The following is a 16,757-nucleotide window of genomic DNA, read 5'->3' as shown; positions in this document are numbered from 1 at the left end:
GCTTTCCACCGATCTCTTTGGGTGGTGACGCAGTCGCGGGTCGAAACACGAGCTGAACCGGTTCCGACTCGGCCTTCGTCGTACTCAACCAGCCGACGGTGGAGGGTCAGGGCTTCCAGGCGGAGACGGCGTCTAGGGTGGCGACCTCGTCGGGGGTGAGCGTGACGGATGCGACGGCCAGAAGGTCTGGCACCTGCGCGGGGGTGCTCGCGCTGGCAATCGCGGCCACGACCGTCTGCTTCGCCAGCAGCCACGCGAGGGCCGTCGTGGTGATGCTGGCACCGTGTGCTTCGCCGATCTTCTCGAGCTCGTCGATGATGGCAAGCCCGGCCGGCACAGCGAACTTCGCCGCCCCGCCGGCGCGGGGGCTCAGGCCCGGCCCGGTTGCATCTTCGGGTGAGCGGTACTTGCCGGTGAGAAACCCACTCGCGAGGGAGTAATAGGGAACAACACCCAGGCTCTCCCGCTCGGCCAGCGGGGCCAGGGTGTCTTCGAAGGTGTTGCGGTGCACGAGGTTGTAGTGCGGCTGCAGCGCGACCGGCCGTACGAATCCGTTCGCGTCGGCGATGTCGAGCCACTCCTGGACGCGCTCGGCGGTGTAGTTCGAGAGGGCGATGTAGCGCACGGAACCCTCCTTCACCAGGGCGTCGAATGCCTCAGCCGACTCCTCGAGGGGAGTGTCAGCGTCGTCGAAGTGTGCGAAGTAGAGGTCGATGGTGTCGACACCGAGCCGACCCAGTGACGCGTGGGCTGCGGCACGGATGTTCGCGGCCTTCAATCCCGGAAAGTCGGGGTGCTGGCTCACCTTGGTTGCGACGACGATCTGGTCGTGGTTGCCTCTGGCGGTCATCCACTCGCCGATGATCGTCTCCGCCTCACCACCGCTGTTGCCCGGCACCCACGCCGAGTAGGAATCGGCCGTGTCGATGAAGTTGCCGCCGCCTGCAGCGTAGGCGTCGAGGATGTCGAACGAGGTGGCGGCGTCGGCCGTCCATCCGAAGACGTTTCCTCCGAGGGCAAGAGGGAAGACATTGAGGTCACTGGTGCCGATGCGGGTCATGGTCGCGTCCTTTCACAAGACGGTGGTGTGGGCCGGAACTCGCCGGCTCACGGCGTCTCCACCTCCAACGCTACGCCCGAATTACCGACCATCAGCCCCCTGTCAGCGGTTGGCGCCGCGAAGGTGAGACACTTTTCGTACACAGCTTTTCCCAGCACCGCAGCAAGCCCCCCAGCATTCTCCCTGCGGCTCTCACATCCAGCAGGCCACCGGTCGCACCGATGGTCGTGAGCGCTGCTCGTCACGAAAGAGCATCGTGCATTTTCTCGCCGTCTTGAGCATGAAGAACAGGGCGCTCATCGCCCTCATCACCATCGTCGTGGCGGTGTTCGGCGGCCTGGCACTCACCAGTCTCAAGCAGGAGCTCATCCCCTCGATCGAGTTCCCGCAGCTCGTAGTCATCACCAACTACCCCGGCGCTTCGCCCGAAGTGGTCAATGACGACCTCAGCACGCCCATCGAGAAGGCGGTGCAGGGCGTCGAGGGAATCGACACCACGTCGGCGACCTCGAGCACGAACCTGTCGATCATCAACGCGACCTTCGTCTACGGCACCAACCTGGCCAGCGCCGAGCAGAAGATGAACCAGGCGATCAGCCGCATCAAGTCGACCCTGCCCGACGGCCTCGACCCGCAGGTGCTGAGCGGCAGCATCGGCGATCTGCCGGTCATTCAGGTTGCGGTCACCGGCGGCGACACCGAGACGCTCGCGGCACAGGTCAACGCCAGCACCCTCACCGACATCGAGCAGGTGGCAGGTGTTCGTGCGGCACAACTCGTCGGCGACGTCGGCAAACGCGTCACGATCACGCCCGACCCGGCGAAGCTCGCCGCCCACGGGCTCACCACGTCGTCGATCAAGACAGCGATCGGCACCAACGGCCAACTCATCCCTGCCGGGTCGCTCACCGAAGACGGCAAGACTCTATCTGTGCAGGCGGGCTCGAAGCTCACCACCGTCGCCGACATCCAGGCGCTGCCCGTGCCCGCGGCCACCGTTGGCTCGGCCGGCTCGGCGAGCGCCGCTGCTGCCGCCGCCACGGCCGGTGCGCCCATTGTCACCATCGGAGACGTCGCGACCGTCGAACTCGTCTCCAACCCTGTCACCTCGATCTCACGGGTGAACGGCGAGCCGGCGCTGACCATCGCGGTCACGAAGCTCCCCGCCGCCAACACCGTCGACGTCTCCAAGGGCGTTCGGAACCTGCTGCCCTCGTTGCAGTCGGCCATTCCGGGGGCCACCTTCACGGTGGTGTTCGACCAGGCACCGTTCATCCAGCAGTCCATTGAATCCCTGGCAACGGAGGGTCTGCTCGGGCTGTTCTTCGCGGTCGTGATCATTCTGATCTTCCTCATGTCAGTGCGGTCGACCATCGTCACGGCAATCTCGATACCCACCTCAGTGCTCATCACGTTCATCGGCCTGCAGGCGGCCAACTACTCGCTGAACATCCTGACCCTCGGCGCACTGACGATCGCCATCGGTCGGGTGGTCGACGACTCGATCGTGGTCATCGAGAACATCAAGAGACACCTGACCTCGGCCGAAGCAAGTGGGCCGATCAACGGCGCACGGCGCAGTGAGGTCATCATCGAGGCCGTGCGCGAGGTCGCCACGGCGATCACCGCCTCGACCATCACGACCGTTGCGGTCTTCCTCCCCATCTCGTTCGTGCAGGGAACGACCGGCGAACTGTTCCGCCCGTTCGCCCTCACGGTGACGATCGCGCTGCTCGCCTCCCTGTTCGTGGCACTGACAATTGTGCCCGTGCTCGCGTACTGGTTCCTCGGCAGCTCCCGCAAACCCAAGAAGGTCAAGGCACCGAAGGCCGCGCCGCAGGCCACCGGTTCAGTGGCTACCCAGGCTGAGCTCAGCGCTTCGGCTGCTAGCTCGCTAAGCACTGAACGAGCCGGCGCTACCGTTTCCGGCTCTCCCGGAGATCCCGTCGATACGGTGGCTGGTCGCCCCGTTCGTGAAACCCTCGCCGTTGCCGGTGCCGCGCTGCCGGGACGCCGCTCTCGCCGAGCCTCGAACGTCATCGAAGACGAAGTGCCCACCGCGCTGCAGCGCAGGTACCTGCCCCTGATCGCGTGGACCCTCAAGCACTCCGTCGCGACCCTTGTCGTCGCGGTGCTCATCTTGGGCGGCACGATCGCGCTCTTACCGTTCATGAAGACGAACTTCCTCGGCTCCAGCGGCCAGAACACACTGACCATCACCCAGACTGTTCCCGTCGGGTCAAGCCTTCAGACCCAGGATGCATCGGCCCAGAAGGTCGAGGCTGCGCTCAAGGGCGTGGCGGGCATCCAGACCATCCAGGTCTCGATCGGCTCGAGCGGCAGCACACTGCGCGACGCCTTCGCGGGCGGCGGAGCGAATTCGATCACGTACTCGATCACTACTGACCCGAACGTGAACCAGGACGACCTCCAGGCGACAGTGCGAACCAACGTCAACGCGATCCCCGACGTGGGCCAGATCACTGTGGCAGCGTCGAGCGGATTCGGTGCCTCGTCGGACATCACCGTCGACGTCACCGCCTCAAACCAGGCCGACCTGCAGACGGCATCGGATGCCCTGCTCGCCTCGGTTTCGAAGCTCGGCTCCATCACCCAGAGCTCGAGCAACCTCGCCGCCACGAGGCCGTACATCGCCATCGCGATCGACCGGACAAAGGCGACAGAGGCAGGGCTCAGTGAAGTCGACGTCGGCACGCTGGTCTCGAATGCGATGCAGCCGCAGACGGTGGGCACGATCGTGATCGAGAACCACCAGTACACGATCTACATCGCCAGCGACTCCACGCCGACGACGCAGGCCGAGCTCGCCGCCCTTCAGATCCCCACTGCTGCGGGCCCGGTTCGCCTGGACTCCCTCGCCACGGTCGCCCAGACGAACGGGCCAGACACCATCACCACCAGCAAGGGGCTGCGCACGGCGACCATCACGGCGACTCCGGCGAGCGACAACCTCGGCTCGGCGAGCGCCGAGGTATCGAAGGCTGTCGCAGACACGACGCTCCCCGCGGGCGCTTCCGCCAGCCTCGGCGGCGCGACAGCCAGCCAGAGCGACGCGTTCAGCCAACTCGGTATCGCGCTCCTGGTCGCGATCCTGATCGTCTACGTCGTGATGGTCGCGACGTTCAAGAGCCTGCTGCAGCCGCTGTTGCTGCTCGTCTCCGTGCCGTTCGCGGCCACAGGCGCAATCGCACTGCAGGTGATTTCGGGCATTCCCCTCGGCGTGCCATCGATCATCGGCGTGCTGATGCTCATCGGTATCGTCGTGACGAACGCCATCGTGCTCGTCGACCTCGTGAACCAGTATCGAACGCGCGGGTTGCCCGTGCGCGAAGCGCTCGTTCAGGGTGCGTCTCGCAGGCTCCGGCCCATTCTGATGACGGCGCTGGCCACGATTTTCGCCCTCATCCCCATGGCGATCGGCCTTACCGGGCACGGCGGGTTCATCTCGCAAACCTTGGCGATCGTCGTGATCGGCGGACTGATCTCCTCGACGATCCTGACGCTGATCGTTCTGCCGGTTCTCTACAACATCGTCGAGGGCGGCCGCGAGCGCCGGCGCACCAGGCGCGATCAGAAGTTCGCCGACGCGCAGGCAGAAGCGGCTGCTCCCGCACGCCGCCCTGGGCCGGTGCTCGCGCTGACCTCCGGCCCGACCGCTGGGCAGAGGATGAACACCGACGGTGAGGCACACGCAACGGAGTGAGGCGTCGGAGACGCTCGCGCGGCACGGGAGTAACTCGTCGGCCCGTCTCCAAGCCGTTCACAGAAGCGCCGCTCCGTTTCGGTTGAGCGTGGCGGGTTGCTCGTCAGCGAGCAGATCAATGCACTAAACTGAGTAACCATCATGTTCGACGATGCGCGCAACCACGCAACGCGCACGACAGAGATCTGGCTGCGCCACCACGGTCTCCCCTACTTCGTTCCCGGTCGGCGCCGGGGTACGCTCCTCGTGCCGCGGACCATCCCGTTTGTCGCACTTCTGATCTGCCTGGACCTGGTCGCGGCACTGCTGAACACGAGCAGGGTCACAGTGGTCGAGGTCTCGCCACTGCAGGGCGTCCTCCTGGTGTTCTGCACCGCGGTCGCCCTTGTCTTCACAACAGCAGCACCAGTGACAGCGTGGCTCCTGGGTTCCGCACTGATGCGACGCTTCCCGCGCAGCGCTTGGTACACCGGATCGCTGCTGATCGCCGGCTATGTCGCGGGCGCTCCGTGGTTGTCCCGACAGAACGGTGACGACCTCTTCTCGTCCGGGGGCGTGGTCGTTCGCCTTCTGATGGTCGCCGCGGGTCTACTAGTCACCTGGGCGGGAGTCGGGTCGGTGCTGAGCTGGGCGATCCGAAGTTCGTTCCACCAACTCCGGGCACTCGGGCAGATCGTGACGAAGGCCGTACCCCTACTGATGCTGGTGGTCGTCTTCGCGTTCTTCGCCAAAGCGCTCTGGGAGGTCACCGGCGCACTCTCGGTTCTCCGAGTCGTCGGCATCGTCGCCTTCTTCTGCACACTGGGACTCATCTTCATAACGCCGATCATCCGATCGGAGATGATCGGCCTCGACGAGCAGATCGACCCGGATGAGCGCTCCGCGCTTCTCAGCCGGGCGAAAGCCGGCCGCATTCCAGGCCGCGACACGGCACCGGGCCCGCCACTGGGCCACCTCGAAAGACTCAACGTGGTCGCCATCATGGTGCTGGCGCAGGGCATCCAGATGATAGTCGTCGCCGTACTCGTGGGCGCCTTCCTGGTCATTCTCGGCGAACTCGCCCTGCCACCGGCGACCCTCTCCTCGTGGCTCGGCCGCCCGCCCGAAGTCATCGTGCTTCTCGGGCTACCGCTGGGGCTCGATGTTGCGATGGTGAAGACCGCGATCATCCTGAGCTCGATATCGGCGCTGAACTTCGTGGTCTCTGCAACGAGCGGCGCTGCCTACCGGTCGGCCTTCTACGACCCGCTCGTCAGGCAGGCCCGTGCTGCGCTTGCTGTGCGTTCGAGCTACGACGACGTTCAGCGCACAGAGACGAGTCCAGCAGCCTCACAGCAGCGACGTTAAGCGGATTTGACGAACAATTATTCCGGTGTAGTGTCATCACACGTGACTAACGAACCCAAGTCGGCGAAACGCTGGATCATCGGCGACCCGCTGCCTAGCCACAAACTCGAGGGGCAGCTGCTCCCGAAGCGCCTGGCACTTCCCATCTTCGCCAGCGACCCGCTCTCGAGCGTCGCGTATGCGCCGCAGGAACTGCTGATGATCCTGCTCATCGGCGGGCTCGCCTTCTTCTCGTTCGCTCCGTGGGTCGCGGCAGCGGTCATCCTGCTGCTCGTCGTCGTCGTGGCCTCGTACCGCCAGCTCGTGAAGGCCTACCCCTCCGGCGGCGGCGACTACGAAGTCGCCCACAAGAACCTCGGCGAGAAGGCCGGGCTGGTCGTCGCCTCTGCGCTGCTCGTCGACTACGTTCTGACCGTTGCGGTGTCAGTCGCCAGTGGTGTCGACAACATCATCTCGGCGATCCCGCAGCTGAACGGGTTCAGGGTCGAACTCGCCGTCTTCTTCGTGATCGTGCTCGCCGCCGTCAACCTGCGCGGGGTTCGCGAATCGAGCAAGGCATTCGCCATACCCACCTATGTGTTCGTGGGCAGTGTTCTACTGATGATCGTTGTCGGCCTGAGCCGCACAGCCCTGGGCGCGCCCCCCGTCGCAGAGTCGGCCGACTATGGTGTTCGCGCTGAGAGTCTCGGCCAGGTTGCGGTCATCCTGTTGCTGCTTCGCGCCTTCTCGAGTGGATGCTCGGCCCTGACCGGTGTCGAAGCGATCGCCAATGGCGTTCCCGCCTTCCGCCGGCCAAAGATCCAGAATGCGCAACGCACACTCGTGCTCATGGGCGGCATCGCGATCACCCTGTTCGCCGGCCTCACCGCTCTGGCGCTGATCTCGGGCGTGCACTACGCCGAGAACGGGTGCGAGCTGATCGGGTTCGCGAACTGCGAAACGACTCCGCAGCGCTCGCTGATGGCCCAGGTGGCATCGTCGGTCTTCGGCAACAACTCGATCATGTTCTTCGTGATCCAGGCCGCCACCGCTGCCGTGCTGCTGCTTGCCGCGAATACGGCATTCAACGGCTTCCCCCTGCTCGGCTCAGTGCTCGCGGGTGACTCATATGCCCCCAAGGCCATGCTCACGCGGGGTGACCGCCTGGTCTTCTCGAACGGAATGATCCTGCTGGCGCTTGCCGCAACGGCAATCCTGCTGGTCTACCAGGCGAGCCTGACCAACCTGATCCAGCTCTACATCATCGGTGTGTTCGTGTCGTTCACGCTCGGCCAGAGCGGCATGATCGTGCACTGGGTGAAGCTGCTGCGAAGCGGTACGCCCGATCGTGGGGCGGTCATCCGGAGCCTGACCATCAACTCGTTCGGAGCGCTGTTCACCGGCGTGGTGCTGATCGTCGTGACGATCACGAAGTTCACCCACGGTGCGTGGCTCGTGTTCGTGATCATGCCTGTGCTGTACATGTTCATGCTCGGCATCAACCGCTACTACCGCGACGTCGACAGAGAGATCGAAGTCGACCCGATCACGACGTTCGGCGCCAAGGGCGACCACGCCATCGTGCTTGTCGGCCGCATGCAGAAGCCGGTGCTGAAGGCTCTCGACTACGCGATCGCTGCGCGACACGACTCCCTCGAGGCGGTACACATCTCGATCGACGACGAACAGACACTGCGCCTCGAGAAGGCGTGGGTCGACCAGAACATCGCCATCCCGTTGCGCGTGATCGACTCTCCTTACCGAGACGTGGCAGAGCCGCTGACGGCGTACATCAAGAAGCGGCGCGAGAAGCACGGCTCCGAGGTGGTGACCGTGTACACGCCGGTGTACATCGTCGGGCACTGGTGGGAGGCGCTGCTGCACAACCACAAGTCACGCCGCCTGCGCAACCGCCTGATGCTGGTGCACGGCGTCACCATCGCGCTGGTGCCGTGGCTGCTCGACTCGACGGAGCTGATCTACGGGCGGCGTTCTCGCCCGCTGCCCGGCCAGGAGCGCCGCGGCGACCCCATGAGACCGGTGTTTCGCGCGCACACACCCAGCGACCTACCAGACTCGAGGCAACCCAACCCGTGACAAGAAGTTCGTCACAGGCCGCGTGCTAAACTCGCAGATAGATTTCAACGTATTCAACTCATCCGGGTGGCTGTACATCTTCCCCCGGCCCGAAAGGTGAGGGGGTCTCGCATGGGGCGCGGCCGTCAAAAAGCAAAGCACACCAAAGTGGCGCGCGAGCTGAAGTACTTCAGCCCTGACACCAACTACAGTGCACTCGAGCGCGAGTTGGGCACTCACTCCGAACCAGATTTCGCGGCATTGGCGGCGAAGTACGACACCGACGATTCCGACGACGAGTTGGATGACGACGACCTCGAAGATGACGAGGCGGATGACGTTGCCGGCAGCTACGACCAGCTCGGCAACCGGCTCAGCAGCACCCTGAACGACCCGTACCAGAGCCGGTACCTGCCGAACGACGAGCAGCGCCGCGCGTAGGGCGTGTCGCCCAACTCCTAGCTCGCTACTCCGAGCTCGCTACTCCTCGCCGTCGCCCTCGAGGCGTTCGACGGTGATGGTGCGTGCGGTCTTTCGCGCCGTGCGCTCGATGAGCAATGCGACGACGGCCCCCGCGCCGATTCCGACGACGACGAACACGAGCGCCAGAAAGCCGAAGACCTGGGCGAGATTGAAGCCCTGTGAGCCTGAGAAGGCGAGTGTCAGGATGACCGCGACGACGAGCCCGGCGATCGCACCGACGGCAAAGAACCGGAAGTACCGCGGGGCGCGGTGAATGGTGACGATGTCGTCGCCGACGACCGTCTCGACAGGTGGTTGGGAGAAGTCGCTCACCGCTCTATTGTCGCCTACGAGGCTGGGTGTGCGGTCTCAGCCGCTGGAACAGTCCGAGTACTCCGCTGGCGGCGACCGTGCTCATCGAGCCGGGCTGGGCGGGACAGACGCTCCGCACCAAGCTCCGGTCAGCGAAGCTCCGCGATGGGAACGTACCCGGTGAGGTCTGCCCTCTGGCCTGAGGCGTGCACTCGGCCGGACTTCACGCCGGTCGCCCAGTCGAGCCTGCCCGTGACGAGAGCGAGCCAGGTCTCCGCATCGGTCTCGACGACGTTGGGAGGCGTGCCCCGCGTGTGCCCCGGGCCTTCGATACACTGGATGGCGCCGAAGGGCGGCACCCTCACCTCGACCGTGTTGCCCTTCGCCTGCTCCGAGAGAACCTGCAACGAGTACCTCACAGCGGTGGCGAGCGTGTCGCGACCGACACCAGTGGAACCGTTGGCCACCGCGAGAGTGACCGACGCAACAGCGCTCAGCCCTGTCGCCTCTGGAATCTTCGCCCGTGCCACGATCACCAGACTATCCCGGAGCACCCAACTGGACGCTCGGCAATTGACGCGTCGGCCATGGACAGGTCGAAGGGTTTTCGCGGGGCCGGGAGCTGGGGGGGTACTCCTCGGCCCCGCGAAAGGTGTTCGTGCAGAAGCCGGCTGGGGGGTACCGGCTGCTGCACGAAGTGGGTTCGTGTGGCGGACTGGGTTGCTTGGGGGCGTGTCGCCCGCCACACGAGATTGTGGGGTAACTCGTGCGGCAGGTAGCCGGGACAGGGGGGAAATCCCGGCCACCCGCCGCACTGAGTCCGTGAAGCCAGAATCGGCCTCACACAGATAAGAGAGTGGGGCACCCGCCTTTCATTACGCGGTTACGCAAACTTCTTCGAAATTCTTTTTCGATACTTCGCAGGCCCCAGGGAACCCGGCCTCTACCTCCTTCAGCCCACCCCCTCCAGCCCGCGCCCAGGACACCTCGGCCCTAGAATCATCGAGTGAAGATTCTCGTTCTTGGTTCCGGTGCCCGCGAGCACGCCATCGTCAGTGCACTGCTCGGCGAAGACGAGACACACGAGATCATTGTGGCCCCGGGCAACGCAGGAATCGCCTCTGCCGCTCTGAACGTCACGGTCACCCCACTCGACGCCAATGACCCGGGTGCGGTGACGAACTTCGCCAATCACCACAGCATCCAACTCGTCGTCATCGGCCCGGAGGCCCCGCTTGTCGCCGGCGTCGCCGACGCCCTGCGAACCAGGGGCATCGCCGTCTTCGGCCCGAGCCAGGCCGCCGCCGCCCTCGAAGGCAGCAAGACCTTCGCCAAGCGCATCATGGATGCGGCGGGCGTACCGACGGGCCGCGCCCTGCGCGCTGTGACCTCTGCCGATGTCGAGTCAGCCCTCGATACCTTCGGTGCTCCCTACGTCGTGAAGGCCGACGGGCTCGCCGCAGGCAAGGGAGTCCTCGTCACCTCAGACCGCGCTGCAGCCCAGCAGCACGCCTCGACCTGGCTCACCCACGGCGACGTGCTCTTCGAGGAGTTCCTCGACGGCCAGGAGGTCTCTCTGTTCTTCGTGAGCGACGGCCACACGGTGGTTCCGCTCTCGCCCGCCCAGGACTACAAACGCCTGCTCGACGGCGACCTGGGCCCGAACACCGGCGGAATGGGTGCGTACTCGCCGTTGCCCTGGCTCGACGACGAATTCGAGAGCGAAGACGACTTCGTGCAGGAGGTTCTGGTCTCGATAGCGCTGCCGACCATCCGCCAGCTCGCCCACGAAGGCACGCCGTTCGTCGGGCTCCTCTACTGCGGGCTGATCCTGACCAGCTCAGGCATCCGGGTGATCGAGTTCAACGCCCGCTTCGGCGACCCCGAGACCCAGGTCGTGCTGCCGCGGTTGACGAGCTCGCTGAGTGGGCTGCTGCTCGCGGCGGCGACCGGCACTCTCGCAGCAGTTCCGCGGCCGACGTTCTCCACGGACTGTGCGGTCACCGTCGTGCTCGCGAGCGAGAACTACCCCGAGACACCTGTCGTCGGCCGAGAGATCAGCGGTCTCGACGCCGCAGCCGCAGTCGATGGCGTACACGTCACGCACGCGGCAACCGCCTTCGCAGGCGCCGCCGACGGGCAGATGGATGACCGGCTCATCTCCACCGGCGGCCGGGTGTTGAGCGTGGTCGCCCTCGGCGCCACCTTCACCGAGGCGCGCCGCCGGGCGTACCAGGCATTGGGTCTGATCGGGCTCGAAGGATCGCACTTCCGCACCGACATCGCAGAGCGCGTCGACGCCGAGGTCGTCGGCGGCGCCGAGGCAGACGGCGCGCAGGCCGCCGATGCGACGCCATCAGCTGCCGCTTCGGGTCCTGACTCAGGCAACGGGAGTGGCGCAGATCAGCTCGACGGCTGGCGGCACGTGTACTCGGGCAAGGTTCGCGACCTGTACGTGCCGAGCGAGTCGACTTCGCTCGCCGATGCGACCGCCATACTCGTGGTCGCGAGCGACCGGGTGAGCGCGTTCGACTTCGTGCTCGAACCGGGCATCCCGCAGAAGGGCGAGCTGCTCACCGCTCTCAGTCGCTGGTGGTTCGGGCAGCTCGACGGGTTCGCGAACCACATTCTCGATGGCTCGACGGGCGCACACACGGCTCCCGCCGTCCCCGCCCGCGTCGCCGCACGGTCGATGGTCGTGAAGCCCCTCGACATGTTCCCGATCGAGTGCGTTGTGCGCGGCTACCTCTCCGGTAGCGGCTGGGCCGAGTACCAGGAGACCCAGAGCGTGTGTGGGGTCGCACTGCCAGCAGGGCTGCGCGACGGCGACCGGCTTCCGACTCCGATCTACACGCCGGCGTTCAAGGCCGAACTCGGCGACCATGACGAGAACATCACGTTCGAGCGCACGGTTGAGCTGGTCGGAGCCGACGTTGCGGCCGAGCTGCGGCGGCTTTCGCTCGAGGTGTACGCCCGGGCATCCGGGATCGCCGAAGCGCGCGGCATCATTCTCGCCGACACCAAGTTCGAGTTCGGTGCCGACCGTGACACCGGTGAGATCACGCTGGCCGACGAAGTGCTCACCAGCGACTCGAGCCGCTTCTGGGATGCGGCCGCATACGACTCGGGTGAGCGCACCGCCAGCTTCGACAAGCAGATCGTGCGCAACTGGCTCGCAGCCAACTGGGACAAGACGGGAACCCCTCCTGAACTGCCCACGGCGATCGTCGAGCAGACTGCTGCGCGCTACCGCGAACTCATCGCACGACTGACGGGCCCCGTCGCGTAGCTTTACCGCGCATCGAAGGGTTCACGGCTTAACTGAGCGGGCCGAACGTACGGCGTTCGGCCGCGCGCTACGCGACATCCGTCGGAACCCGGGCGAATGCCGGCGGCGCGACGCCAGTCTCGCTCCGGTGCGACGAGTCGAGCGGGCTGCCCCCGCAAACTGGGCGCGTCACAATCCGACGAACGTCAGACCGAGCGGCGCGCTATTTGCGACGGATCGCCTGACGTTCGTGCGTTTTGACCCGCCGTGTCGTCGAACCCGAGATGAGTCCGCAACACGAGGGCCCGAGACGAAGGCTGCGGGTCAGCCGGCGTAGGCGCCCACGAGGCGCACAGCGCCGCCGTCGACACCCTTGGCGCCCTGCTCGAAACCGGTGAAGTCGCGGGCGAGAGTTGATACGACTCCCACCTGCCAGGTGTGGATGCCGTCACCCTCGAGGGCGGCGGTGATTGCCGCGGCAGCACGGGGGTCGACCACGAGGATCATTCCGATGCCCAGGTTCCACGTGCCCTCCGCGCTCTCGAGCGTGGAGCCCGCGAGTTCTCCGAGCACGCGGAAGACGGGCAGCGGCGACCACGTCGATCGGTCGACCTCGACCCAGGAGCCGAGCGGCAGCACGCGCGCGAGGTTCGCCGCGATTCCGCCGCCGGTCACATGGCTGATCGAGTGGATGGCTGCCGCTGGGACAGGCGACCCGGCCGAAGTGACGGCTGCCGATGCGGCTGCCCCACGGTCGGCTGCCTCTGGCGCACCGTCGAAGCCCTGCGGCCCGGCGCTGCCGAGCAACCGCAGCAAGGGGAGCGTGTAGAGCCGGGTCGGCTCGAGCAGAGCCTCGCCGACGACTCCGCCGAGCTCGGCAGAGATAGAGGTGTACGAGACAGAGGCTCCGGCGAGGATGTGCCGCACCAGCGAGAATCCGTTGGAGTGAAGCCCAGACGACTCGAGTGCGAGAACCACGTCGCCGTCGGCGACGCGATCGGGGCCGAGCAGGGCATCCGCTTCGACCACGCCTGTTGCAGCGCCAGCGACGTCATAGTCGTCAGGCCCCAGGAGCCCAGGATGCTCGGCGGTCTCTCCCCCGATGAGTGCTGTGCCGGTGTCGGCGCAGGCACGGGCGATACCCGCCACGATGTCGGCGATACGCGAAGGCACAACCTTGCCGCACGCGATGTAGTCGGTCATGAACAGCGGCTTCGCACCCACCACGACGATGTCGTCGACGACCATGCCCACCAGGTCCTGCCCGATCGTGTCGTGCTTGTCGAGGGCCTGGGCGATGGCGACCTTGGTGCCGACGCCGTCGGTCGAGGTCGCGAGCAACGGGCGCGTGTACGCCTTGAGCGGCGAGACGTCGAACATGCCGGCGAAGCCGCCGAATCCGCCGAAGACGTTGGGGCCGTGCGTGCGCGAGACCGCGGCCTTCATCAATTCGACCGCGAGGTCTCCGGCGGCAGTGTCAACGCCGGCTGCGGCATAGCTGTTCGTCATGATCCCCATTCTCCCAGACCTCACGATGGTCATGGGCGCGCCGGAGTCACGTGCGCAGCTCGGCGGCCCGATGGCTGTGGGCCGACCTGACGCGAAGCGCGCCTGACCGAGCTGCCGGGCATCCTGCACCGACTGCCAGACGAAGGGGTGGGTGGCAGTGCCGCGCCGATACAATGGAGAACGGCCCGTTTTCTCTACCGTCTGGAGCCCGCCTCAGCATGTGCGGCATCGTTGGCATCGTCTCGTCTGAACCCGTCAATCAACTCGTCTACGACTCACTGTTGCTGCTTCAGCATCGTGGTCAGGATTCGACCGGTATCGCCACGGCCGAGCGCGACATCTTTCACATCATCAAGGCCAAGGGCCAGGTGCGCGAGGCCTTCCGCACCCGCGACATGCGCTCGCTCCTCGGCACGATGGGTCTCGGGCACGTGCGCTACGCCACCAAGGGCAACGCCTCGAGCGAGCAGGAGGCGCAGCCCTTCTACGTGAACGCCCCGTACGGCATCATCCTTGTGCACAACGGCAACCTGACCAACACGCGTGAGTTGACGCAAGAGCTGTTCCACATCGACCGTCGGCACCTCAACACCGACTCAGACACCGAACTGCTGCTGAACATCCTCGCCCACGAGCTGCAGAGCCAGGTCTCGGGTCTCGACCTCGAACCCGACGACGTCTTTTCGGCTGTCGAGCGCGTGCATGAGCGCGTCGAGGGGTCGTACGCGACCATCGCCATGATCGCCGGGCACGGGCTGCTCGCGTTCCGCGACCCGTTCGGCATCCGCCCCCTCACGCTCGGCAAGCGCGTGCTCGAATCGGGCCGCGACGAGTGGGTCGTGGCATCCGAATCCCTCGTCATGGAGTCCCTGGGCTACGAGATCGTGCGCGATGTACGGCCAGGCGAAGCCGTCTTCATCACGATGAACGGCGAGATGTACTCCAAGCAGTGCGCACCGGATGCCCGGCTCATCCCCTGCTCGTTCGAGTTCGTCTATCTCGCCCGCCCCGACTCGGTGCTCTCGGGAATCTCGGTGTACGAGGCTCGCCTGCGCCTCGGCAACCGCCTCGCCGACACGGTCGCGCAGTGGACCCCGTCGGGCGACATCGACGTCGTCATGCCGATCCCCGACTCCTCCCGCCCCGCGGCGATGCAGGTCGCCCAGAAGCTCGGCATCGAGTACCGCGAGGGGTTCTACAAGAACCGCTACGTCGGCCGAACGTTCATCATGCCCGGGCAGGCGGTGCGCAAGAAGTCGGTGCGCCAGAAGCTCAACGCGATGTCGACCGAGTTCAAGGGCAAGAACGTGCTCATCGTCGACGACTCGATCGTGCGCGGAACGACCTCGAAGGAGATCGTCGACATGGCGCGGCAGGCGGGTGCGAACAAGGTGACGTTCGCGTCGGCTGCACCGCCCGTGCGGTTTCCCCACGTCTACGGCATCAACATGCCGTCACGCGATGAGCTGGTCGCCCACAATCGCAAGATTCCCGAGATCGCCGCCTACATGGGTGCCGACCACCTGATCTACCAGGAGGTCGCCGACATGGAGGCCGCCATCATCGAAGGATCTGATGTGACCAGCCTCGAGATGAGCTGCTTCACCGGCAACTACGTCACCGGCACCGTCAGCCCCGAGTATCTCTCCTGGGTCGAGCGCACGCAGAACTCCTGAGTCGCGCGCAGCAATCCCTCTGATCACTGGCCCCACCTCGGCCGAAAGCACCTCGGTGCGCGCAAACGTCCCCACTTGGAGCGTTTTGGGGACGTTCGGCCGCACCCAGAACCTGCCCCCACGGGACAGAGGCCGGATCATCCGCCCGGCGCCGCCCACGGCCAGCCGTGAATCCGGCGGTGCGCGCAAACGTCCCGGTCGCTCGGGTTTTCGGGACGTTCCGCCGCACCCAGCGCGGTCACTGGGGTTGTCAGACGGCGGCTGGAGCTTTCGCCGACGTCCAGCCCCACGCGGGGGCCACGTGCAGGGCGATCTGCTCGAGCAGGTGCGCGTTGTACGCCACGCCCAACTGGTTCGGGATGGTCAACAGCACTGTGTCGGCAGACTGGACTGCAACGTCCGCAGCCAGCTGCGCAGCAATCACGTCGGGCTCGCCGGTGTAGCTCTTGCCGAACCGGGCCAGGCCGCCGTCGAGGTAGCCGACCTGGTCTTCGGAGTCGCGTTCGCCGCCAAAGTACCGGCGGTCGAGATCGCTCGTGATCGGGATCACGCTGCGCGACACCGACACCCGGGGCTCGCGATTCCAGCCCGCGGCCACCCATGCCTCGCGGTAGAGCTGAATCTGCTCGGCCTGCAGTTCGTCGAAGGGCACTCCCGTGTCTTCGGTGAGCAGAGTCGAGCTCTGCAGGTTCATTCCCTGCTCAGCCGCCCAGACGGCGGTCGCGCGGGTGCCGGAGCCCCACCAGATACGGTCCGCAAGGGTCGGCGACTGGGGTTCGATCGCGAGAGGCGCAGTCGAACGCGACATCTGCGGATTCGGGCGGGCGACTCCGGCACCCGCGATGGCGGCGCGAAAGATCTCGGTGTGCGTGCGCGCGAGGTCAGCATCCGTCTCGCCGTCTGACGGCACATAGCCGAACGATTCAGAGCCACGCAGAGCCGTCTCGGGTGACCCGCGGCTCATGCCGAGCTGCAGGCGCTCGCCACTGATGAGGTCTGCGGCGGCCGCGTCTTCGGCCATGTAGAGAGGGTTCTCGTAGCGCATGTCGATGACGGCGGTGCCGAGCTCGATCGACGTGGTGCGGGCTCCCATCGCGGCCAGCAGCGGGAAGGGCGAGGCCAGCTGGCGGGCGAAGTGGTGCACGCGAACGTAGGCACCGTCGATTCCGAGTTCTTCGGCCGCCTCGGCGAGTTCGATGCTCTGGATGAGGGCGTCTTTCGCGGTCCGGGCCTGCGAGCCCAGCACAGGCTGGTAGTGGCCGAACGACAGGAAACCGATGCGCTTCTTCATGCCAGTGTCAGCGCAGATGTGGTGCACGATATTCCCGGTTGCATGAATTCGCA

Annotated in this window: 10 protein-coding genes and 1 pseudogene; 6 read left to right on the top strand and 5 right to left on the bottom strand. The window is 65.9% G+C overall.

Annotation, left to right across the window (positions count from 1 at the left end; translation table 11 throughout):
* Positions 1-106: 106 nt before the first annotated feature.
* Entirely contained in the window at positions 107-1,060 is a 954-nt protein-coding gene (locus KPL76_RS05430; protein ID WP_216335458.1) for an aldo/keto reductase, read from the bottom strand.
* A gap of 256 nt (positions 1,061-1,316) precedes the next feature.
* On the opposite strand from KPL76_RS05430, the gene KPL76_RS05425 reads away from it, so the two are divergent.
* The 4 genes and pseudogenes from KPL76_RS05425 to KPL76_RS14715 form a co-directional block, all read left to right on the top strand.
* Positions 1,317-4,784, top strand: coding sequence for an efflux RND transporter permease subunit (locus KPL76_RS05425; RefSeq protein WP_216335457.1), 3,468 nt, complete (start codon positions 1,317-1,319; stop codon positions 4,782-4,784).
* A 141-nt stretch (positions 4,785-4,925) separates the two neighbouring features.
* Positions 4,926-6,131 carry a hypothetical protein gene (locus KPL76_RS05420; protein ID WP_216335456.1) on the top strand — a complete coding sequence of 402 codons (1,206 nt, stop codon included), beginning with the start codon at positions 4,926-4,928 and terminating at the stop codon, positions 6,129-6,131.
* Between the two features lie 42 nt (positions 6,132-6,173).
* A complete protein-coding gene (locus KPL76_RS05415) occupies positions 6,174-8,207 on the top strand; it encodes an APC family permease (RefSeq protein ID WP_216335455.1) in 2,034 nt (677 codons plus the stop codon).
* 111 nt (positions 8,208-8,318) lie between these two features.
* Positions 8,319-8,439 (top strand): annotated as a pseudogene (locus KPL76_RS14715) (DUF3073 domain-containing protein); the annotation flags it as partial.
* A gap of 227 nt (positions 8,440-8,666) precedes the next feature.
* On the opposite strand, the gene KPL76_RS05405 reads toward KPL76_RS14715, so the two are convergent.
* Together KPL76_RS05405 and KPL76_RS05400 are read right to left on the bottom strand one after the other, a co-directional pair.
* Positions 8,667-8,981: a hypothetical protein gene (locus KPL76_RS05405; protein WP_216335453.1), complete on the bottom strand. Its 315-nt coding sequence runs from the start codon at positions 8,979-8,981 to the stop codon at positions 8,667-8,669.
* A gap of 128 nt (positions 8,982-9,109) precedes the next feature.
* Positions 9,110-9,490 (bottom strand): sterol carrier family protein, encoded by a 381-nt coding sequence (locus KPL76_RS05400; RefSeq protein WP_216335452.1) that lies wholly within the window; start codon positions 9,488-9,490, stop codon positions 9,110-9,112.
* Between the two features lie 476 nt (positions 9,491-9,966).
* On the opposite strand from KPL76_RS05400, the gene purD reads away from it, so the two are divergent.
* Positions 9,967-12,249 carry a phosphoribosylamine--glycine ligase gene (gene purD, locus KPL76_RS05395; protein ID WP_216335451.1) on the top strand — a complete coding sequence of 761 codons (2,283 nt, stop codon included), beginning with the start codon at positions 9,967-9,969 and terminating at the stop codon, positions 12,247-12,249.
* Positions 12,250-12,552: 303 nt separating this feature from the next.
* Here purD and purM read toward each other — a convergent pair whose 3' ends face one another.
* Entirely contained in the window at positions 12,553-13,737 is a 1,185-nt protein-coding gene (gene purM, locus KPL76_RS05390) for a phosphoribosylformylglycinamidine cyclo-ligase (RefSeq protein ID WP_216335450.1), read from the bottom strand.
* A 218-nt stretch (positions 13,738-13,955) separates the two neighbouring features.
* On the opposite strand from purM, the gene purF reads away from it, so the two are divergent.
* Positions 13,956-15,413: an amidophosphoribosyltransferase gene (purF, locus tag KPL76_RS05385; protein ID WP_216335449.1), complete on the top strand. Its 1,458-nt coding sequence runs from the start codon at positions 13,956-13,958 to the stop codon at positions 15,411-15,413.
* Positions 15,414-15,663: 250 nt separating this feature from the next.
* On the opposite strand, the gene KPL76_RS05380 is transcribed toward purF, so the two are convergent.
* Entirely contained in the window at positions 15,664-16,704 is a 1,041-nt protein-coding gene (locus KPL76_RS05380; protein ID WP_216335448.1) for an LLM class flavin-dependent oxidoreductase, read from the bottom strand.
* Positions 16,705-16,757 lie beyond the last annotated feature (53 nt).

The sequence above is a fragment of the Subtercola sp. PAMC28395 genome, assembly GCF_018889995.1.
In the GTDB taxonomy this organism is placed as follows: domain Bacteria; phylum Actinomycetota; class Actinomycetes; order Actinomycetales; family Microbacteriaceae; genus Subtercola.
This window is presented reverse-complemented; position numbering and strand designations above follow the sequence as displayed.